This is a genomic window from Paenibacillus montanisoli (assembly GCF_003268025.1).
GTDB lineage: Bacteria > Bacillota > Bacilli > Paenibacillales > Paenibacillaceae > Paenibacillus_Z > Paenibacillus_Z montanisoli.
In genome coordinates, this window is sequence record NZ_QLUW01000002.1 from 433,466 (window position 1) to 452,739 (window position 19,274).

Annotated in this window: 20 protein-coding genes; 1 reads left to right on the forward strand and 19 read right to left on the reverse strand. The window is 53.5% G+C overall.

The window, feature by feature from the left end; all coding sequences use genetic code 11:
* Positions 1-17 precede the first annotated feature (17 nt).
* Positions 18-884 carry a class II fructose-bisphosphate aldolase gene (locus tag DL346_RS11235; RefSeq protein WP_112882217.1) on the reverse strand — a complete coding sequence of 289 codons (867 nt, stop codon included), beginning with the start codon at positions 882-884 and terminating at the stop codon, positions 18-20.
* A 171-nt stretch (positions 885-1,055) separates the two neighbouring features.
* On the opposite strand from DL346_RS11235, the gene DL346_RS11240 reads away from it, so the two are divergent.
* Positions 1,056-2,099 (forward strand): SIS domain-containing protein, encoded by a 1,044-nt coding sequence (locus tag DL346_RS11240; protein WP_112882218.1) that lies wholly within the window; start codon positions 1,056-1,058, stop codon positions 2,097-2,099.
* A gap of 73 nt (positions 2,100-2,172) precedes the next feature.
* Here DL346_RS11240 and DL346_RS11245 read toward each other — a convergent pair whose 3' ends face one another.
* The 18 genes from DL346_RS11245 to metE form a co-directional block, all read right to left on the reverse strand.
* The gene (locus DL346_RS11245; protein WP_112882219.1) at positions 2,173-3,120 is read right to left on the reverse strand and encodes a hypothetical protein; all 948 of its coding nucleotides are present in this window, start codon (positions 3,118-3,120) and stop codon (positions 2,173-2,175) included.
* An 11-nt stretch (positions 3,121-3,131) separates the two neighbouring features.
* Positions 3,132-3,743 carry a hypothetical protein gene (locus DL346_RS11250; RefSeq protein WP_112882220.1) on the reverse strand — a complete coding sequence of 204 codons (612 nt, stop codon included), beginning with the start codon at positions 3,741-3,743 and terminating at the stop codon, positions 3,132-3,134.
* 64 nt (positions 3,744-3,807) lie between these two features.
* Positions 3,808-4,917 carry a nucleotidyltransferase domain-containing protein gene (locus DL346_RS11255; RefSeq protein ID WP_240633132.1) on the reverse strand — a complete coding sequence of 370 codons (1,110 nt, stop codon included), beginning with the start codon at positions 4,915-4,917 and terminating at the stop codon, positions 3,808-3,810.
* Between the two features lie 134 nt (positions 4,918-5,051).
* Entirely contained in the window at positions 5,052-5,429 is a 378-nt protein-coding gene (locus DL346_RS29890; protein WP_112882221.1) for an aspartyl-phosphate phosphatase Spo0E family protein, read from the reverse strand.
* Between the two features lie 23 nt (positions 5,430-5,452).
* Positions 5,453-5,764 carry a MocE family 2Fe-2S type ferredoxin gene (locus tag DL346_RS11265; protein WP_112882222.1) on the reverse strand — a complete coding sequence of 104 codons (312 nt, stop codon included), beginning with the start codon at positions 5,762-5,764 and terminating at the stop codon, positions 5,453-5,455.
* Positions 5,764-6,855 carry a fatty acid desaturase family protein gene (locus DL346_RS11270; RefSeq protein WP_112882223.1) on the reverse strand — a complete coding sequence of 364 codons (1,092 nt, stop codon included), beginning with the start codon at positions 6,853-6,855 and terminating at the stop codon, positions 5,764-5,766. The genes DL346_RS11265 and DL346_RS11270 overlap by 1 nt, the downstream gene beginning before the upstream one ends.
* 62 nt (positions 6,856-6,917) lie before the next feature.
* Positions 6,918-7,946 carry a LacI family DNA-binding transcriptional regulator gene (locus DL346_RS11275; RefSeq protein ID WP_112882224.1) on the reverse strand — a complete coding sequence of 343 codons (1,029 nt, stop codon included), beginning with the start codon at positions 7,944-7,946 and terminating at the stop codon, positions 6,918-6,920.
* Positions 7,947-8,079: 133 nt separating this feature from the next.
* Entirely contained in the window at positions 8,080-8,982 is a 903-nt protein-coding gene (locus DL346_RS11280) for a sugar phosphate isomerase/epimerase family protein (protein WP_112882225.1), read from the reverse strand.
* 20 nt (positions 8,983-9,002) lie between these two features.
* The gene (locus tag DL346_RS11285) at positions 9,003-10,106 is read right to left on the reverse strand and encodes a Gfo/Idh/MocA family protein (RefSeq protein WP_112882226.1); all 1,104 of its coding nucleotides are present in this window, start codon (positions 10,104-10,106) and stop codon (positions 9,003-9,005) included.
* An 18-nt stretch (positions 10,107-10,124) separates the two neighbouring features.
* Positions 10,125-11,120 carry an aldose 1-epimerase gene (locus tag DL346_RS11290; protein WP_112882227.1) on the reverse strand — a complete coding sequence of 332 codons (996 nt, stop codon included), beginning with the start codon at positions 11,118-11,120 and terminating at the stop codon, positions 10,125-10,127.
* Positions 11,121-11,362: 242 nt separating this feature from the next.
* Entirely contained in the window at positions 11,363-11,953 is a 591-nt protein-coding gene (locus DL346_RS11295) for a pentapeptide repeat-containing protein (RefSeq protein ID WP_112882228.1), read from the reverse strand.
* A 21-nt stretch (positions 11,954-11,974) separates the two neighbouring features.
* A complete protein-coding gene (locus DL346_RS11300) occupies positions 11,975-12,994 on the reverse strand; it encodes a DUF2332 domain-containing protein (protein ID WP_112882229.1) in 1,020 nt (339 codons plus the stop codon).
* Positions 12,995-13,413: 419 nt separating this feature from the next.
* The gene (locus DL346_RS11305) at positions 13,414-13,980 is read right to left on the reverse strand and encodes a GNAT family N-acetyltransferase (RefSeq protein ID WP_112882230.1); all 567 of its coding nucleotides are present in this window, start codon (positions 13,978-13,980) and stop codon (positions 13,414-13,416) included.
* A 25-nt stretch (positions 13,981-14,005) separates the two neighbouring features.
* Complete coding sequence (locus DL346_RS11310) at positions 14,006-14,626, reverse strand: polysaccharide deacetylase family protein (protein WP_112882231.1); 621 nt, start codon at positions 14,624-14,626, stop codon at positions 14,006-14,008.
* A gap of 80 nt (positions 14,627-14,706) precedes the next feature.
* Positions 14,707-15,543, reverse strand: coding sequence for a phytanoyl-CoA dioxygenase family protein (locus DL346_RS11315; protein ID WP_165822476.1), 837 nt, complete (start codon positions 15,541-15,543; stop codon positions 14,707-14,709).
* A 213-nt stretch (positions 15,544-15,756) separates the two neighbouring features.
* On the reverse strand, positions 15,757-16,554 hold the full coding sequence (locus DL346_RS11320) for a class I SAM-dependent methyltransferase (protein ID WP_112882233.1): 798 nt from the start codon (positions 16,552-16,554) through the stop codon (positions 15,757-15,759).
* Between the two features lie 138 nt (positions 16,555-16,692).
* Positions 16,693-16,917, reverse strand: coding sequence for a cysteine-rich CWC family protein (locus tag DL346_RS11325; protein ID WP_112882234.1), 225 nt, complete (start codon positions 16,915-16,917; stop codon positions 16,693-16,695).
* A 25-nt stretch (positions 16,918-16,942) separates the two neighbouring features.
* On the reverse strand, positions 16,943-19,243 hold the full coding sequence (gene metE, locus DL346_RS11330; protein ID WP_112882235.1) for a 5-methyltetrahydropteroyltriglutamate--homocysteine S-methyltransferase: 2,301 nt from the start codon (positions 19,241-19,243) through the stop codon (positions 16,943-16,945).
* Between the last annotated feature and the right edge of the window lie 31 nt (positions 19,244-19,274).

Consider the following 19,274-nt stretch of genomic DNA (forward strand, 5'->3'; position numbering starts at 1 on the left):
CAGCCTTTCCTCCAGCTTTAGCGTAGTTGTGCGGCCTTGCCAATACAGCCGCAGAGCTGCATCTTCTCGATGGCGAGCTGCTTGACGGCTTGCTTGGCCGGTATCATGTACGTTCGCGGATCATTCTCGTCGGGCCGGCTAGCGAATACCTGCTTGATCGCATCGGAAAAGGCGATGCGAAGCTCTGTCGCGATATTCATTTTCGCCATGCCAAGCGAAACCGCCAGCTTCACCTGTTCGGCCGGGATGCCGGATCCTCCGTGCAGAACAAGCGGCGCAGCCACCCGCTCCGCGATTGCGGCGATCCGCTTGAAGTCGATATTCGGCGTTCCCTTGTAAATGCCGTGCGCCGTGCCGATGGCAGGCGCGAGCGTATGAACGCCGGTTCTTGCCATGAATGCTTCGCATTCGTCCGGGTCGGCCAGCAGCGCATCCCGATCGTCAACGACGATATCGTCTTCGACGCCCCCTACTTTGCCAAGCTCCGCTTCTACGTTTACGCCTGCGGCAGCCGCGACCTCCATGACCTTCGAAGTGCGGGCTGCGTTCTCCTCGAACGGATGCATCGAAGCATCGATCATGACGGAGGTGTATCCGGCCCGAATGCACTTGACGATGAGATTGAAGTCCGTGCAATGATCGAGATGAAGCGCAATCGGCAATCCTGTCCGGTTAGCGGCTACGGTCGCGGCTGCGGCCAGATAGTCCGGCCCCAAATGCTTCACGGTGCCCACCGTTGATTGAATGATGAGCGGGGACTGCGTTTCCGCGGCTGCTTCCGTTACCGCTTGGAGCATCTCCAGCGTGTGCACATTGAACGCGGCTACGGCATAGCGGCCTTCTCTTGCACGCTGAAGCATGTCGGTCGATGAAATAAGGGGCATACCCTTTTCTCCTCCTCATGTTGGATAATTCGCTGTTACCCTCATCATAGCTGGCTGATATGATCTTTACAATCATTTTTTGATGCAAACGATCAATTTGTGATTGATAGCATCAAGAAAAGCATCTATGATAGTAACAGAGATCGATTCATTCGGAGGAGGCGTTCGACGATGAGCTTGACTTATTCAGAAATCAAATCGCAATACGCTGCCCTGCAGCAAACCTACGATTATATGCTTAGCAACCGAACCGCCATTACCGAGTTTGTCCGCTCGCAAGGGAAAAGCTCCGTCGCGTTCATCGGATGCGGTTCGAGCTATACCCTAAGCGTCTCGGCGGCCTTCTCTTTCCGCCTGCGGGCAGGGCTGCCCGCATCCGCTCTTGCCGGCGGGGACCTGCTGCTGAATGCCGATGCCTATGCCCCGCTGCTCCGAGATACGCTGCTGGCAGCGCCATCCCGCTCGGGATCGACGTCCGAAATCGTCGAGGCGGTCCGCTTGCTGAAGTCTCAAGGCGAGGCTCCCTTACTAGCGCTCTCTTGCGTCGCCGACTCGGCGCTGGCGGAAATCGCGGATTTCGCGTTAACGCTTCCTTGGGCGTTCGATCACAGCGTATGCCAAACGAGAACCGTTACCAATTTATTTGCCGCGAATTTGATGCTCGCCGCATTTCTCGGCAATGATGAAGCGGTTATCGCCGATATCGGAAAAGCCATTGCGGATGGCGATGCCTATATGAGCCGCGTAGAATCATCCATTCGGCAGGTCAGCGATTATGCATGGACGAACGCCGTCATCCTCGCCGACGGAGAGCTGAACGGATTGGCTGCCGAAGGGGCGATTGCGCTGACGGAAATCGCCAAAGTGCAGGCGCATGCGTACCATGTGCTGGACGTCCGCCATGGCCCGATGGTGACGGTCGGCCCGGATACGCTAGTCATCGCGCATTTGACGAATCGCGGCGCCGAGCATCAGCGAAAGCTGATGCAGGACATCCGCGCACGCGGCGCGAAAGTGATAGCATTCGGCGATGCGTCCGTAACGATTGCGCAGTCTGACGTTGATCTTGCGATCACCGCGGAGTCGCAGTTGTCGCTGCCCGTACAAGGCATCCCGTTCTTGTTCATCCCTCAGATCGTCGCCCTTTGCAGCGCGGAGCGGCAAGGCTTCAATCCGGATCAGCCGGAAGGCTTGACGGCTTGGGTCAAACTGTAGCCGGACTAAACAAAAAAGATGGCAGCCTGCTTTAGGCGCCATCTTTTTTTGAATTTCTTGCGCAGCTGAACACTCAATCCATCTTCGTCTCTTCAATCCAAGTCTGCCTCTTATTCCGCAACGCCGAAAGCGCGGCTTCCGCCGCCGAACGCTCAGACCGGAGTTGGTTGACGACGATCCGAACGTTATGAATCGCCTGCAGCGTCTGCTCCTGAGAGCTTTGAATCCGGCCTTGCACGATCCAATCCGTAATCAGGCCATCGAACCAGAAATCGGCCATTTTCAACGTGCCGCTAATATCGATTTCGACATGAATGGTGCGTTCCAAATCCTTCAGCTCATCACGGAATTCCAGCAGCTGATGATTCGCCTGATGAATGAAGTTCCTTGCATTGTCAATATGATCATGCTTCGCATGGTGAGTGATCATACCGCCGCCGCCCCATAAGTCCCATTTGCCCCAATTTTCCGCCTTCTCCAGGCTGTTTGAGGCATCCTCCAGCGAAGCCATCACCCGTTGACCGGCAGTCAGCGCTTCCTGGATCTCCTTGACGCTCACGGTCTGGTCCGCGATTTGCTCCTCCATCGCAGCCAGTTCCAGGGAAGACTCAGGCGCGCTGCGCAGCGCGGATTCTTTCGCGGCCATCAGCTGTTTGTAGTCGTGCTCAGCAGTTGAACAGCTGGCAAGCATTTCGCCAACCTGCAGCAGATTCGCTTTCGTGTCCTCCAGCTTTTTCTTCTCCTCCTGCAGCCTGAGTGCCGCAGCCAGCGCCTGCTGGCGCTCCAGTTCCAGCTGCTCGGCTTTGCTGCGCAGCACCGTATGAAAAAGATTGGTCAGCGTAAGTCCGGTGAGCTTATCGACATCCGCCTGTTCAGCTTCTAGCTGCAATTCATACTCAACGATCGCGCGCTCTTGAGCGTACTGTCGCTTTTTAAGCTCCTCTCTTCTGCGCTGCGCTTTCTGCAAGCGATGTACGCGTTCCTTCGCATCCGCCAGTTTTTGACTGAAATCTTCCCACATCGCAATCCCTCCTAGAGCCTCTGCCAAAGATTTTGATAAAGCCCCGTCAATGTCAGCTTAACGATGCCTTTTTCATCCAATGTGATCTCGCCGCTCTCATAGGCATCTACCGGAAATAGATAGAACGAAAAATCATCCCCATCTTTAAAATTGATGCCGCTAGTGCCATATGTCGCGCTTTCATAAACGTTGCCCTTATATTCGGCCTTCATCTTCGCCGTCATTTTCGTCGTAAACTCATGCTCGCCCAACGTCTCGTGGTACTGGCCTGATATTAAGGACGCGCCGTTATGCGAATAAGTTCCAACTGCCCGGAACCCGATTCGGTATCCGCCGCCTGAGACACCTACATTGTCCACCCACATCACATAGATCCGGTGCTTCCCATCGTTGTACAGCTCTTTGCCGACGTTGCTATCTAAATCGGACAAATCAATCGAAACGGAATATTCCCCATCGACGGCATGACCGTGCCGATCTGAAAAAACCGATGTGTCATTCACGATATCAGCCATCTCTCTGGTCCACAGCTCCGGGAGATCGGTCAACCGAAAAACGAGCCATATCCCGAAACCGACAATGATAAACGCACGAAGGAAGTTTGAACTGCGGCTGTCGTTCATCCTTGATCCTCCTTCGCACCGCTGGCATCGTCAAGTTTCTTCAACATATCGAACATACTGAGAATCACGCCTCTTTCAAGAAAGCTTGAAATTGCTCGAGCGTCGCGAATCGGTTAATGGTGACTTCTCTTTGAAGCAGGTGCCCTTCCAACTTCCGGTCCAGCTCCTCTACTGCGGCAAATAGCGGCTCTAAGTCCCGCGCGTCAAGCAAGGCTGTTAGATTTGGGAATCCATGGCTCAGATACAACTCCTGCTCTTGTCGGTTTAAGCGGCTTGGCCATAGCCCCTTCTCCGCAAAAAACAGAAAACGCGCGATTTCGTCTTGCACGCCGATCGCCCAATAGTACGCGCTCGGATAATCGTTCATCTCGCACGCGGTCTTCACTTTGTCGAGCACCCCCTTCACCTCCTCATAGAAGCCCTTCATTCGGTCGGGATAGGAGGGCGCTTCGGCGTAAGAAGCTTTTTGCTTTAGCACAATTGCAATCGTTTCCGACATAAGCTCCATGCACGCTTGCCGAATTGCCGCGGCCGACTGTTCCACCATAATTGTACGGGTGAGCAGCTCCAGACGTTTCGGCTTGAGCGGCAGTGCTGAAATCTGTTCCTCGTTCTTCCCCCAGCCTTTTGTATAGTAGGTTTGGTTTAATAGAGCAAGAGATTGAAGGATTGTTGTCATTACGCCATGCGCTTCTAAGCGAATGCAGGCTAAATCGTCCATGCGATCTGGCTTGCTCATTTCATAAACATGTACCGCAGCATCGCTGATCAGCGTTTCGGCTCTTTCCGTGAAATGTTTCCCATGCTTAGGGTTGCGGATATCGCTAACTCTCTCTCTCAGCTTCATGAATCGCTCATAATCCTCATCGGAGCGAACATACAGCAGCTTGCAATCCGAAATGATAGCCGTCTGCTGTTCCTCGAAGGCTGCCATACGTTCAGCCCTCTCCCAGCTGATCGGCCAGAAATCGAAGCTGATGTCGTTCACGATAAACTGCAAGCTTGCGCGGTAACCTTCCGAAGTTGCCGGGATGAAGAAGAAATCCAAATCCGACCGCGCAGTGGCACTGCCTTGAGCATAGGAACCATAATACGCTGCAACGGCAATCTCGTCCGGATATTTCGTTTTCATATAATCTATAAGCGCATCTGCAACGTCCATGACATGGAACATCCCGCCAATCCCCCTCAGCAACTGTTAAAAAATAACAACTCTAGTTTAACATGATATAGTGCATATAAAAACCCAACCGCTGGCCGCGAAAAGCACGGTTTGCGTTTGGGTTCCTAGCAGGAGATCTAGAACTATTAATAGGACGATTTACGCTTATATCTTTTTCGCTGCAGCTTTTGATAGACAAAAATATACCTGTCCAATTGCTGGCTAACATGAATGACCTTCTCGTGAGTGAGACTTCCAAGTTTACATGCCTGGTCATACATCTCGAAACGTAATGATTCAATTTTCTCTTTCATATAAGATTCCATTGCATCATTCTCCGTTCTTTTAATGACCCTCAGCAGCAGGATGCGCGATATCCAGAGAAAGCCGGTGTCCGAAATGGGTGCAAACAAGTATATTGAAAAGACCCGTGTAGAGGCTGATAAGGCTATATGGGTGCAAGCGAGTATATTGAAAAGACTCGTGTTTCGGCGGATAAGTAAAGAAAAAAACTCGGCGGACATTCCGCAGAGTTTCTCTTCTTCCACTAAATCTGGATAAATACCGTACCTGCTTCTACCTTTACGGGATACGTCTGCAAATCGACGCAAGCCGGTACGCGTACAGCCGCGCCGTTCGTAATATCGAAACGGCCGTTGTGCTTCGGGCATTCGATCTGCTTGCCCATCACAAGTCCGTCGGACAGATGGAATTTACCATGCGTGCAAAAGCCTTCTGTTGCGTAGTAATTGCCTTTATCGTCACGATAGACCGCAAAGGAACGGTCTCCTTCATCGAAACGGATAACATCCTCCACATCGATTTCGTCATCATCGCAAACTTCTACCCATTCCGCCATTATGCTTCACTCCTTGTTGGATAACTCTCGTTCGGGCCGTAACGGTAAGGAACCGCCGTAACCGGCAGCGGCTTGACGACGACGTAGGACGGATCGTCTTTCTGCTTGCGCAGCGCGCCGATGACTTCTTTCAGTGCCGCCCACAGGCTCGGCCGCGCTTCCGGACAGTCGCTCTTCATCTCTTCGTGCAGCTTTGGAAGCGCATGATAAGGCACCATCGGGAACATATGATGCTCAATGTGGTAGTTCATGTTCCAATACAGGAAACGGAAGATCCGATTCGTATAGAATGTCCGACTATTCAAACGGTGATCCAGAACATCCTCGTAAAGGCCGAGATGCTGCGTGACCCCGAACGTGAGAACGAGCAGAAAACCGTAGAACGTAGGAAGAATAACGAACATCGCAGGCAAAATGCTGCCCGTATAAATGCATGCGGCAATGACAGCCAGGAAAATCAACATATAAATGCGCGCTTCGCGGTAAACTTTATGATGCTCCGAAGCCGGGATATATTCTTTCTCATGCTCCTCCAGCTTGCCGAACGTATGCAGGATAAAACGTTTGATTTCGATCGGTCCGCCATACAGGTGGAAAAGCTGCATGTAAAGGATTTTCCAGATTGGCGGTCTTGCCGTAATGATCTCAGGATCGCGGCCGACGATAATCGTATCGGTATGATGACGGGAATGGCTCCAGCGCCATGGCGTTGCCGAGCGCAAAACGGTGAAGGATGCGAAGTGATAAACGACATCGTTCATCCATTGCGTCTTGAATGCAGTACCGTGGCCGCATTCATGCCATCTGGAGTCGCCAGGCGTCGTGTAAAGCAGACCGTAGAAGAAGAATGCAGGTACCGCCCACCAGGTGCCCCACGACATGTAAGCCAGCGTTCCGAGAATAATAAGTCCGATGAACCAAATCAGCGTGTCCCGGATTGCCGGACCATCCTTCCTCTTCATCAGTTCCTTCATCGTCTTGCGCGGAATCGGCGACGCATGCCATTCGGCGGACGCTAGGCCTTTCTCTTCGGCACGCTTGCTTTCAGCGCCCTTCAAGCTGTAGTCTCTGCGTTGAACTACGATTGCCATATTAAACTCCTCCTTCAAAATTTTGTCGTGCGCGGGCACGAAAATTGTCAAAAAAGAAAGCCTTAGAGGCTCTCAGGAATATAAATGTGCGTTTCCGTATAATGATGCTCCATCTCCGGCTGCTTGCCCGCAAACACATGGTCAAACAAAATCCGCAGCGATAAATAGCCTTGCCTCTCCGGATTCTGGACGATCGTAAAATCGATAATGCGCTCCTTGAGACCTTGCTCGGCTGCCGGCATCAAATCGTTGCAAACGACTCGAAGCGCGCCTTCCTTCTTGTGCTTCTTGATGACATCCACGCAAGCGCCAATGTCGCCCGTTGCCACGTAGATGCCGTCAATGGCATCGGCATGCTCCGTCAACGCGCGATCGAGCAGCGTGAAGGTATCCACATAACGATCGTAGCCTTCAATTACCTGCTGCACGAGAAGCCGGTTCCCATGCTCGGCTAATCCTTGCTTGAAGCCTTCTACTCGCGATCGGTGAGCGTGAAATTTCAAGCTTCCCGTCACGATCAGCACCTTCGCGTCCGCTTGTAACACCCGGTTCATGAGCCCTGCCGCGACCAGGCCGCTCTTATGCAGGTCCTGTCCGATAAAACAGATCCGTTTGCAGCCCTCCACGTCCGAGTTGAACGTGACGACCGGCACGTTCCGGCCGGCAGCAAAATCGATGCTCTCGCGAACAAGCTCATCATCCATGAATGAGTACATGATGCCGCTCACGCCTTCGTCCACGAGCTCGCGAATCGCCGCAGCACCTTCTTCCGGCTTCTGATTGTCCACAAACCGGTATTCCAAGCGCACGCCAAGATCTTTAAGCTCTTCTGCCGCGCTGCTGATGCCGCTTCGGATGGCTTCAAAAAATTGAATCTCCTTTGGAGGCATCACGATGCCGAACACAAACGGCTTCTTCTGATAAGCAAGCGCTTTGGCTGCGATGTTGGGAACGTAATTCAATTCATTAGCGATCGATAAAATCCGGTCGCGGACCTCTTGTTTTACGCCGGGCCTGTCGTTCAGCACCCGGTCAACCGTGCCGCGCGACACGCCTGCCTGCTTGGCAATTTCTCGAATGGTAACCGTCATAGTTCGCTCCTATGCCTCGTTAGTGCTCGGGCACATTCAATATTATAGTGTGAATGCCGCGATCTCACAAGAGCCTATTGCCTGGCAAGGCCGACGTTTTGTTCGCGCAGTACTCAATGCCGCTAAGTTGGCTTTATACGCCGACTGTTTTCAGCTTGCCGTCAAGGAATTTCTTCGCGCGTGGAATATCCTCTTCTTCAAGATGCTCGATGATGATCGGAATGTTCGGATGCTGCTTCGCAAGACGCTGCAGGTACAAGTCGTAGTTCAGATCGCCAAGGCCAGGCGCCGGAAGCTCGACTGCGCCAGCGCCGCGGAACGAATGCGATTCCGAAGCGTCGATTGCGGCATGCTTCTCACCCGTGTCTTCGGCGCGTTTGCAGTCTTTTGCGTGAGCGATTTTGATTTTGTCGCCCAGCGTATTGAAGATCTGGTTCAGCGTAGCGTCGATATGATCGATATTGCTGTCCGTGAAATAGTTGGTAGGGTCCATCATTAGGCCAAGACCCGGGTGATTCACGTCGGAGAACAGGCGCGCCACTTGGTCAACCGAACCGATGACGTTGTTCACGTAGTTCTCGATCATGAACATCGAGCCGTTGTCATAGGCGAACTTCGCCAGATCTTCGATTGTCTTGCACACTTCTTCGTAGGCTTCTTCCGTGCCGTTCTTCGGATCCCATACCCAGTCGCTCTCGATGTTGTATGTGCCGGTTTCGCTGACAACATACGGGCTTCCGAGATCACGCGCGAATTGCAGGATTTGCTTTACGCTATTTACGTTTTGCTGGCGTTTAACCGGATCCGGGTGAATCAAGTTCGTGTATGCGGAGACGCAGACGATCGGCAAATTCGCGTCACGGAACGCGTCGCGGATGATATGGCACTTCTCTCTAGTCAAAGCGTCGTACGACAAATCCATATCTTTGAAGGCAAGGTCCAGCTGAACGCAGGAAAAGCCGTCTTTCTTCATGCGGGCGATCGATTCTTGCAGCGAATACGGGTAGTACGCGTTAAAAATACCTACGGATAACATAGCAATTACCTCCACTAAAATTATTTTTGGTTAAATATTTCCGCAAACGTAACGGTTCTTTCTTCTGCAATCGACTTGTAGCATGCATCTACGCAAGCGATCGTTCTCAGGTTATCGCGGCCGCCGATTTCCGGCTCGGTATCGGATTCCACGGCGCGCAGCAGCTGCGCCATCGTGCCTTGGAACGCATCCGGGAACCAAACTTGATCCCATTCCGGACGAATCCACTCGTTCGGCGCTTGCTTCGTCGTGAACGCGAGCGTACTTGGGGAATGCTCCGGATAACGCGGCCAGCCGATCGTTCCCGTTGCCATGCCGTCAAGTCCTTCGACGCGCCACTTGATGTAGATATCTTTCTCTGTTCCTTCACCCGGCCATGCCCATACGTCATCCAGGCTTGTTGCCATGAGCTCGTTAGCGTACTGGAAGGTGTACTGCGTAATGCCGTCAATATGCTTGAACTTCGTACGCGGGTCTCTGCGGGTGACGGCCGTAATTTTCTCCGGGTCGCCGAACAGATATCGGAACGTATCGATATGATGGATACCCATGTTCAATATTTCAATTTGCTCGTATTTCTCCAGGTAAGCCTGCCAGTGCGGAATCGCGCGCATTTCAATCGTAGCCAATACCGTCTCGCCCAAGTAACCGCCGTCCAGGATCGCTTTCAACGCCCGAATGGACTGGTCGTAACGCATGTTGGAGTTAACCGCGAGTTTGATGCCCGCCGCTTCGCACAGCTCTACGATTTCGTGTGCCTCGCGCGAATTCATCGCAAGCGGCTTCTGGCATAGAATGCCTTTGATATGCGGCTGTTTGACCGCTAGCTTAACGACCTCAAGTTGACGGTCCGGTGGAAAAGCGATATCGAGAATTTCAATCTCGGGATCGCAGACAAGCTCTTCCCAAGTGCGGTGCACCTTCGGAATGTTCCGAAGCTCCGCGACTTCCTTAGCATTCTCATACGTACGCGACGCAATCGCTGCAGGATTGAAGCCGGCGTCGCGGTAAGCGACGAGATGGCAATCGCGCATAATGAAGCCGGAACCGATGCATCCTATGCGGTAATCCTTTCTTTTCGGCAATTCAGGGCGAATAATCGTGTTAAAATCGAGCTGTTTCATGGGATGTATTCTCCTTTGCTACTTTACTGACTCTTCGATCCATAATGCTGTCGTTAAACGGCATTCTTCTCCTGCTTGCAGGCCGCGTACGCCGGTGAGCTCATGCTCGTACGGGAGATTGAAGGCGTCCGTCACATAGGTATACGGCTCAATCGAGAACGCTTGATCCCAGTTCGGCCGGAACAGCAGCACATACGGGAATTGTTGATCCAACCCGTACGCAATCGTGTACCCCGTATCATGAAGCGCGATACGGCAAACCGGATCCGCGTTCGGATCGAGCGTCAGCAGCGTACAGCCTAGCTCCGGATATGAGCCTAATGCAATCCCGTCCTGTCTGATCTCATTGCTGAGATCGGTCGGCGCCGGTCTTCCGGTCACGAACGAAAGGTTCGTAATCGGCCATTCCTCCAGCGCGGGAATCTGCAGCCTAATGTTGTTATCGCTTTCATAAGGCAGAGAAAAATAGGGATGCAACCCGTAGGCGAACGGCGCTTCGACATCGCCTTCATTATGAATGACGCTGTCCATGTACAGCTTGCCGCCTGCTAGACGATATGTAATTGTAAAGGTCAACTCATGCGGGAAATACGCCAAAATCTCAGGGTAATCCGCGTAACGCAGTCTGCTGGTCACCCATGCGCCCCGTTCATCGGAAGCGCCGTAGTCGACCACTTCCCAAGGACGGACAATCAGCTCCCCGTGAAGATGATAATCAGGCGGTTCGTTAATCGGGAAATTGTACGAGCGCCCGCGAAATTCGAATTGCCCTTGGCGGATCCGGTTCGGCGGGAACAAGATCGGCGTGCCGTATTTCGAAGCGGCAGAATTTTCTTCCTTCAGTGTCTGCATGGAGACTGAAGTCTTGATCACTTCGCGTCCGCCGGTCGTAAAGCGGTACAGGTTGTTGCCGACCTCCGGCAGCAGCTCCGCGACGCTTTCGTTTGCGGAATCGGTCAATACCACAATGGAAAATCCGTCTTGTTGGCGGCATTCAGCTGAATATCTGCTCATGTTTTCCCTCCGATACATTCGTGGGTAAAGCGCCTGGCCTGAAACGGTGTCAGCGGTTTCACGCCCTCCGTGTGCCCGGGCACAGTTGATTATATAACAGGACTTATAAACTCACAACACCAATTTTTTATATTAAACAACGAAATAAGAGGCTCTGATATCCAGAACCTCTCATGTTCGCCGCTAAACTAAAATAAGTATGCCCCGAAGAATTCGGCCCTACTCTCCAGGATTTCGATCTATCATTCAACGATGTTGATATCCATGCAGTAGAGCAGGTTCATCGCCTCAGGCAGCGTAAAAGTCGCTTGGCGAATTGGATTTCGGCTCGGATCAATGGTGTAATTGACGGCATTCGTCAAATCGGCGCCTGTTAAATCCGTATCGTCAAACAAGCTTTCGCTGAAATCCGTTCCTTTCAAATCCGCCTTCGGCAGCTTCGCTTCCCGGAAATCAACGTCCTTCGCGCTGCATCCAACCCATGAACATTGCGGTAAGGAAAGGCCGATAAAGGTGGAATGGTTGAGCGTGCATGCCTCGAACTTCAGCAGGCCCGGCACCTTAATTCTGGGCCACTCCGCCTCGGTCCAATTAATGCCGACTAGCTTGGATTGCACGAAGCTCACCTGCGCGAACTTGCTCCCTGTCATTTTGCAAAGGTTCAAATCACAGCGGATAAACGTACAGCCCGTGAACTTGCATTCGTCAAACCGCGACTCGCCGAAGCTGCAGTTCGTGAAGATGCAGTCGTAGAAGCTGACATCGGCAAGCTCTTGCCCTGAAAATTGGATATTGTTGAAGGTCTCGTCAAAATATTCGCTTTCAATGAACATGCGGTCACTTCCTTGTACGTATTAGAGCTTCCAGGTGAACCAACGGCCGTGGCCGTCCGTTTCGGCCAGCGTCACGCTAGCGTGCACGCCTTTTATGTAAGAATCGAGGTGGAGCTCAGCATCCCACATGTTATTGTACAGGTGGAACACATCCCTAGTCTCCCCCAGCCGATGAATTTGATCGAATAGCCGTTTCTTCGCTTCCTTCGTCAATTGATTGGCAACATGCGTATGAAAAATACATAATGCATGCTCGCGATCCGCCGTGATTAGATCCAGATAAGCGATGCCATCGCCTTCGATGAGCTGAACCGCATGCTGCTGAAAATACCGGGCAGCGGCATTGAAATGATTTCGCCGATCGGCATGCTCCGGCCAAATTAACGCCTTCAGCCAAACTCGGTCTTCCTTGACCTGCAGGCGGTTCACATGCAGATCAATGCCGATCCGCGATGCTACCGGTGGACTATGCCGCGTGAGGAACGGCTTGTTTGCGCCTCGTATGGTCGTCTCGATGACGAAATCCGAATCTGGGTTGCCATAGTACTCATCCGCGCCATTGTAGCGATACCTGTACTGGTCCCACAGCAGCTGCAGACCGGCGCTGGTTCCGATTTCGACCAAAGCCAGCGGCTTGCCGGCGAGCCGATGGATATGGCAAAATGCGGGATACAGGTAGGCGCATCTGCGGACTTCGTTCGTCTGGACGAGCTTGGTTTCCAAAAGCCGTACGATCTCGTTGCGGTGCAGAAAGCAAAACGCTTTGAAGGCGGGGAATGCGGATGATGGATCTCGAGGCTGCTCAGTCAAGCTGGGGTAATACTGCGTGACTTCATGCTGTCTTCCTAGAATCAGCAAAAAATGGACAGCGGCCAGGAGCAGATTCGGGACCGGCTGTCCCGCCTTGCATGCAGTAAGCATGCCAAGCAGCTCTTCATCGGCTGCGATGCGATGGGAAAGCTGTTCATAGAGAGGACTAGACCCTCTGCACTCCCGGTCGGCGAACCTTTTAAACAGGTCGGAAAGGACGGACGTTTCCACGGCTACACCTCCGAGTAGGATGACTTTTTCGTCGATTTCTAACGTGGCATCTCCCACAACTTGAATGACTTCGATAATCGAAATGGCCTCATGTTAACGCGCATACGCTAACGGTTGCCACGCACGCTATTTAGCCTCGAATGACCCTTTTTGAAAGGCTGACGGTTCTCAGAAAGGCTATTTGGCGATTGGGGCAGTGAATTCTTCCGATTTGAACCAAGTAACGCCTCTGGCAACCGTTAGATTTTATCAAAGGCTATTGATGTGCAAATAAGCGCTGGAGCAACCGTTAGAATTTCCGGCTCTCTCCTGTTACCGCGTACACGCTAACTATATAAAAGTCGACAAAGCCGCCAATTAACAGATGGTGGGATTCTCTGCAATCTGAAGGAACGGCCCTACGGACGCTCCTAGAAGCCTTATCCAAGGGGCTTCTCTTCCTTCAGGCGATCGTAATCGCTCTTTGTCATGCCATAGACAAGCTCATCGTAATGCCGGCCCTTCGTGAAAATCATATCCCGCAGATGCCCCTCCTGCTTGAACCCGAGCCGTTCCTGCAATGCGGCAGAACCTTCGTTAAACGAATAGACGTGGGCATTGGCTTTGTTGTAGCGCAGCTCTTCAAAGTAATAGCGAAGGATGATTCGGACTGCTTCGGACGCAAATCCCTTGCGCCAATGCTCGCGGAAGACCGCTACGCCGTATTTGAACGTGCCGCTGCGCGGATTGCAGCCGTTCGTGCAAATGCTGCCGGCCAATTCGCCGTCCAGCGTCTCAATCGCCAGCCAGACGTTATCGCCGTCCGTCGGCCGTTCGGCCTGCCCCTCCGCCCAAGCCTGCGTCCCGTCCTCGGAGCGCGGAAAATAGATCACATCGCACAGCCTCGCGCTTTCGGAGTCGAAATCGTTCGCATGGAATAGTGCCCAGTCGCTGCGATGCGCCGGCCGCAGCCTGATTTTGCAGCCTGCCCATAGATAGGATTGCATGTTCGTCCCCTCCCTGGGATCGCTTCTATCGATCAAGCCCTAGCAGCTCGCTTACCGTGACAAGCCGATACCCTTGCTCCAGCAGCTCAGGCACCAGCACGGATAACGCTTCTAACGATTGCGAACGGTCGCCGCCAGCGTCATGGAACAGCAGAATGCTTCCATCCCTTATAGAGGGGCGGGTCTCAGCCAAAATATGCTCGGTTCCCGGCATGGCCCAATCATTGGCCCTCAAGTTCAGCCCATGGATGACTTTGTAGCCAAGCTCTGCGGCCACTACGAGCAGATCGTCGTTAACATCCAGATAAGGCGGACGGAAGGTGTTCGGTTTGCGCCCTGTCACTTCAACGATCAACTGTTCAGCCTGCTGAAGCTCGGCCCTCTGTTCGTCCTTGCTGATCTCGGGCATATGCGGATGGGTCAAGCTGTGGTTGCCTAGCTCATGACCTTCTTCATGTATCTGCCTAGCGATCTCCGGGTATTTGGCCATATTCGTTCCCAAGGTGTAGAACGTCGCCTTCGCGCCGTGCTGCTTGAACACATCCAGAAATTGCGGCGTCCACTCCGGATCGGGTACGTCGTCGAACGTAATGGCGATTAGTCTGCCCGCCGATTGAACCTCATTGATGATTTCCGCTGCTTTCATCTTCGCTCTCCCCTTCTACCTAAAAATAAAAAAAAGGACTACCAAAATCATATCGATTTTGGAGTCCTTGTACAACAAAATTACTCGTGCGTAGGCTCGATCGCAGGGTAGCCGATCTTCTGCCAGCGGAACAGATGCTTCGCGCGGTCCGACATTTGCTCGTAGGTTTCGATCGGAATTTGAACGCGGTTGTCGCGGTCCATCGCGCTGTAAATGAGCGCAAGGTTCGGACGAATCGAATCGCCGCGGTTCGGCGTGCCGCGGTGCCACATGCGCACGTCGCGGAGCAGGATCGAACCTGCAGGCATGTGCACTTTGATCGAGTGCATGTGCGGCGCCAATTCTTCCGGATTCGGGCCGTTCGGGCCGTAGTAGTTATCAGGCAGCAGGTGAGTGCCGCCCGGCCAAATTTCCATCGGGCCGTTGCCGTCGTGAACGTCGACGAGCGGAATGTTGAAGACGAGATCCGTAATCGGCAGGTGCGTGTTGCACAGATCGCCGAATCTAGCGCCGTAATCCGGGTGAACCGGCTGCGATTTCTGGCCGCCAGGAAGCGACGTGTTCGACGAGAACAGCGTTACGGAGTAGTCTTTGCCAAGAATGCGGTCCATGATCGCCAGTGCGAACGGGTGCTCGATAACGAGCGGATCATTGAACGGCGCTTGGAACGGAAGGAAGATGCCGAGGTGGTTCGTTCCTTCGTTAAAGCCGGTTTTATTCAAATAAATTTCTTTGCCATGCTTATCGATGAACCAGTCCATCGCTTCCTGGAACGCGGTGCGAAGCTCGACGACTTTCGCTTCAGGCAGGACGCCTTCGAGAATCACATAACCGTTTACGCGAATCAGGTTAACGGCAAGCTGGATCGTTTCTTCATTAAGAGTAAGCGTATCCAATTCTTGTTGACTTACTTTCACGATCATTCACCTCACGAAATTGATGTCTTCATAGGACAGGTAATACCTTTACTAAAATAGCACTTTTATTCCCGAAATACTAAACTTATTATCCGATCCTGATCTCACTTTACGGACATTTACCCGAAAATAAGCGCAGTCCGGCGCTTTTGCCCCTCCTTTCGTCGCGATCGTGCGATCATACTCCTACAGTATGGAACAATCAGGCCAAATTTATTTGGCCTGTCTTCCTGGCGTGGCCTCGATAAGATAATAGAAGCCCGTCGTTCGGATTCCGCGCCCAGTCGCATGTTTCTCAAACTCCGCTTTAATCCGTTCATAGCAAAACGCTCTAACATACTCTGCAAAAGTATCGCGCTGACCGAAGCAAACCAATGCCAAAATATCTTCCGCCGATGGGATCCATACCGTTTCTTGCAGCCTCTTAAGCTCGTTGACCCGAAGCCCGCTAGCTTCAAGCCGTTCTACGATCCTATCTAGGATAGGCGTCCCAGGCGCCGGCGGATCGAATAGACCCGGAAAGCATCGGCCGAGCTCTGCCCCTTCTCCATTCCCATCCCCAGGATGAAAGAGCAGCAGCGTGCCGCCTGGGCGAACGACCCGATTGCCTTCCCGGTACCAGCTCGTCGGCCCTTTCTTCGTGTAGGCGATGTCAAAGTAATGATCCGGAAACGGCAAGCTCTCCTTCGTGCTGCCCTGTACGAAACGCGCATTCGGCTTCCCGGCCAGCTTTGCCGTCTCAAGGTAGCCTGCCGTCAGATCGAACCCGACGATCTCCTCCACCCTGTCTGCCCATCGGTTCGTATAGCTGCCATGTCCGCATCCGACATCAAGCACCTTGCCGCGCATGACGGCGGCAAGCTTCTCCGTTAGTGCGTCTTCGGCCGGCTTGCCCTCGATGTCTTGGTTCCACGTAAACTCGTACTTGCCTGCAGCCGCAGCCAGCTGTTCATTCCACGGCTGTGATTGCGGACTTCGATACTCCGGATGGTTTCTTACGTCAGGGAACATTACGGTTCGCGCCTCCTCGCCTATTTCGATGCAGCTTGACTAGCATACAGAATATTTTTCCAGCTGGCTAGTAGTAAACGCAATAAAAGAACCCGCTTCAAGAAGCGGGTTCAGGGTTACGGTATAACGATCTAACGGTTACTCCTTACGCTCCCCGCCTGATTTCGCCGCAGTCGCCATCAGGAATGCGTTCAAGCAATCGATACAAATGCATGCCTTTCCCCGCAGCTCCGCCGGGACCAGCTCGAAAATCCCGCTAGGAAACAGCTCGCTGGCGCACCAGCAAGCATGGCTTCCTTCGCAATCGTTCCGGTTATGGCAAATGGGACATTCCTTCTCATGCCGGTGGACATCTTCATTCATGCGATTCACCGACTCCTTATTCGAATTATGCGTCAGCAGGCACGGCGTACTTCTGTCTTGCCGTCCGCGTCGCTTCAACCATATTCCGCAAGGCGAGCACGGTCTCCTCCTCCTTGCGGGTCTTCAAGCCGCAGTCCGGATTGATCCAGAACTGCCCGGGAGAAAGCACGCGAAGCGCGCGGTCGATCATGGCCTCCATCTCCTCCACAGCCGGGATGCGCGGACTATGAATATCGTACACGCCCAGGCCAATGCCTTTGTCATAGGTTTTATTCTCGAAGCTCGCAATTAATTCCCCGTGGCTGCGGGACGTTTCGATGGAGATGACATCCGCGTCAAGCGCGCTGATCGCGTCGATGATTTCATTAAATTCGCTATAGCACATGTGGGTATGAATTTGCGTTTCGTCCTTCACGGTTGCCGTCGCCAGGCGGAAGGCGCGAACCGCCCAGTTCAAGTAATGCGGCCACTTCTCCCGTTTAAGCGGCAAACCCTCGCGAATCGCCGGCTCATCCACTTGAATCATCCCGATGCCGGCCGCTTCCAGCGCTTCGACTTCCTTGCGCAGCGCAAGCGCAATCTGATAAGCTACTTCTTCGCGGGACAGATCGTCGCGAACGAAGGACCAGTTCAGAATCGTGATCGGCCCGGTCAGCATCCCCTTCACCGGCAGCTCCGTAAGCGACTGAGCATAGACCGTCTCCTCCACGGTCATCGGAGCGTCCAGTTCCACATCCCCGTAAATGATCGGCGGCTTTACGCACCGCGAACCGTACGACTGCACCCAGCCGTTCGCCGTGAACGCGAATCCGGCAAGCTTTTCCCCGAAAAATTCAACCATATCGGTGCGCTCGAACTCGCCATGCACGAGAACGTCGAGCCCTAATTCGGTCTGAATGCCGATCCAGCGCTTAATTTGTTCCCGGATAAACCCGTCGTACTGCTGCTCGCTCCATGCCCCTTTGCGCCATTGATGCCGTGCGCCGCGGACTTCAGCCGATTGCGGAAAGCTGCCGATCGTTGTCGTTGGCAGAAGCGGCAGCTGCCAGCGTTCTTTCTGCGTCTCCCGCCGCTCGGCAAAGCTGCTTGCCCGGGCAAACGGCTGCGTCGCAAGATCGGCAATCCCCTGCAGCGCTTCGCTGCGGGCACGCGATGGCGACTGCTGCAGCGCTTGGCGGCTGCGCTGCGACTCGTCCAATTCCGCGCGAATCGCTTCTTCGCCATGCCTGATTCCACGGGCAAGCAGCGCCGCTTCCTCAAGCTTCTCATCGGCGAAGGCAAGCGCGCCGCGCAGCACCGCGTCAAGCGCTGTCTCCTGCTCCGCGCTGACCGGCACATGCAGCAGACTGCAGGAAGGCTGGACGATCACGCGATCAGCATCAATCTTCTCGCAAATCCGCTGCAGCGTCTCCAGTTTACGATCCAAATCGGACCGCCAAATGCCTCTACCGTCGATAATGCCCACGCCCAGCACTTTATCCGCAGGAAATCCGTGCGTTAGGACCGCTTGTTCGTTCCTGCCGCCATCATGCACGAAGTCGAGCCCGATGCCGTGAACCGGCAGCGCGGTAATCGCTTCATAACCCTCGATGGCTTCAAAGTACGTTTGCAGCAGGATGCGAATGCCTGGCGCCTCCTTGCGCAGCGCATCGTATATCCGATTGATTCGACCATACTCAGCTGCATCCAGCGATGTGCACAGTACAGGCTCGTCGATTTGCACCCATGCCGCGCCTTCCGCTTCCAGCTCGCGAAGCACCTGCGCATACAGCGGCAGAAGCGCCTCGATCCACCGATCCGTTTCCGCCTCCGTATAGCCCTTGGACAATTTCAGGAACGTATACAATCCGAGCAGAACCGGCCGGCCATCGATGCCTAGCTCGTTCTTCGCCTCCCGATACGCATCGACCAACCGGTTATGGGTCAGCGTTGGCGTCAGCCCGTTCAATTCAGGCACGATATAATGGTAGTTCGTGTTGAACCATTTGGTCATTTCGCAGGCCGCCGCCGCTTGATTCCCCCGCGCCAGCGCATAGTAGAGCGCCAGATCCGGCTTGCCGCCGGCGGCATGGTCGCCGAACCGTTCCGGAATCAAACCGAACATGACGGCGGTATCCAGCACGTGATCATAGTATGTAAAGTCGCCGACTGGAATAATATCGATTCCTGCAGACCGCTGCTTGCGCAAGTGCTGAAGCCGGATCGCTTTCAGCTGCGCATGCAGCTCGGCCTCTTTCAAGTGCCCTGCCCAATATAGCTCCAATGCTTTCTTCCATTCCCGGCCGCGCCCAATGCGCGGGTACCCTAGATTTGCGCTTTGTACCATGATGATCTCTCCTTGTTTCGTTGATAAGGAA

Excerpts from the sequence above, each read along its gene's own strand:
- DL346_RS11235 (WP_112882217.1), bottom strand. The coding sequence starts at position 884 with ATGCCCCTTATTTCATCGACCGACATGCTTCAGCGTGCAAGAGAAGGC.
- DL346_RS11240 (WP_112882218.1), top strand. The coding sequence starts at position 1,056 with ATGAGCTTGACTTATTCAGAAATCAAATCGCAATACGCTGCCCTGCAG.
- DL346_RS11245 (WP_112882219.1), bottom strand. The coding sequence starts at position 3,120 with ATGTGGGAAGATTTCAGTCAAAAACTGGCGGATGCGAAGGAACGCGTA.
- DL346_RS11250 (WP_112882220.1), bottom strand. The coding sequence starts at position 3,743 with ATGAACGACAGCCGCAGTTCAAACTTCCTTCGTGCGTTTATCATTGTC.
- DL346_RS11255 (WP_240633132.1), bottom strand. The coding sequence starts at position 4,917 with ATGTTCCATGTCATGGACGTTGCAGATGCGCTTATAGATTATATGAAA.
- DL346_RS29890 (WP_112882221.1), bottom strand. The coding sequence starts at position 5,429 with ATGTCCGCCGAGTTTTTTTCTTTACTTATCCGCCGAAACACGAGTCTT.
- DL346_RS11265 (WP_112882222.1), bottom strand. The coding sequence starts at position 5,764 with ATGGCGGAATGGGTAGAAGTTTGCGATGATGACGAAATCGATGTGGAG.
- DL346_RS11270 (WP_112882223.1), bottom strand. The coding sequence starts at position 6,855 with ATGGCAATCGTAGTTCAACGCAGAGACTACAGCTTGAAGGGCGCTGAA.
- DL346_RS11275 (WP_112882224.1), bottom strand. The coding sequence starts at position 7,946 with ATGACGGTTACCATTCGAGAAATTGCCAAGCAGGCAGGCGTGTCGCGC.
- DL346_RS11280 (WP_112882225.1), bottom strand. The coding sequence starts at position 8,982 with ATGTTATCCGTAGGTATTTTTAACGCGTACTACCCGTATTCGCTGCAA.
- DL346_RS11285 (WP_112882226.1), bottom strand. The coding sequence starts at position 10,106 with ATGAAACAGCTCGATTTTAACACGATTATTCGCCCTGAATTGCCGAAA.
- DL346_RS11290 (WP_112882227.1), bottom strand. The coding sequence starts at position 11,120 with ATGAGCAGATATTCAGCTGAATGCCGCCAACAAGACGGATTTTCCATT.
- DL346_RS11295 (WP_112882228.1), bottom strand. The coding sequence starts at position 11,953 with ATGTTCATTGAAAGCGAATATTTTGACGAGACCTTCAACAATATCCAA.
- DL346_RS11305 (WP_112882230.1), bottom strand. The coding sequence starts at position 13,980 with ATGCAATCCTATCTATGGGCAGGCTGCAAAATCAGGCTGCGGCCGGCG.
- DL346_RS11310 (WP_112882231.1), bottom strand. The coding sequence starts at position 14,626 with ATGAAAGCAGCGGAAATCATCAATGAGGTTCAATCGGCGGGCAGACTA.
- DL346_RS11320 (WP_112882233.1), bottom strand. The coding sequence starts at position 16,554 with ATGTTCCCTGACGTAAGAAACCATCCGGAGTATCGAAGTCCGCAATCA.
- DL346_RS11325 (WP_112882234.1), bottom strand. The coding sequence starts at position 16,917 with ATGAATGAAGATGTCCACCGGCATGAGAAGGAATGTCCCATTTGCCAT.
- metE (WP_112882235.1), bottom strand. The coding sequence starts at position 19,243 with ATGGTACAAAGCGCAAATCTAGGGTACCCGCGCATTGGGCGCGGCCGG.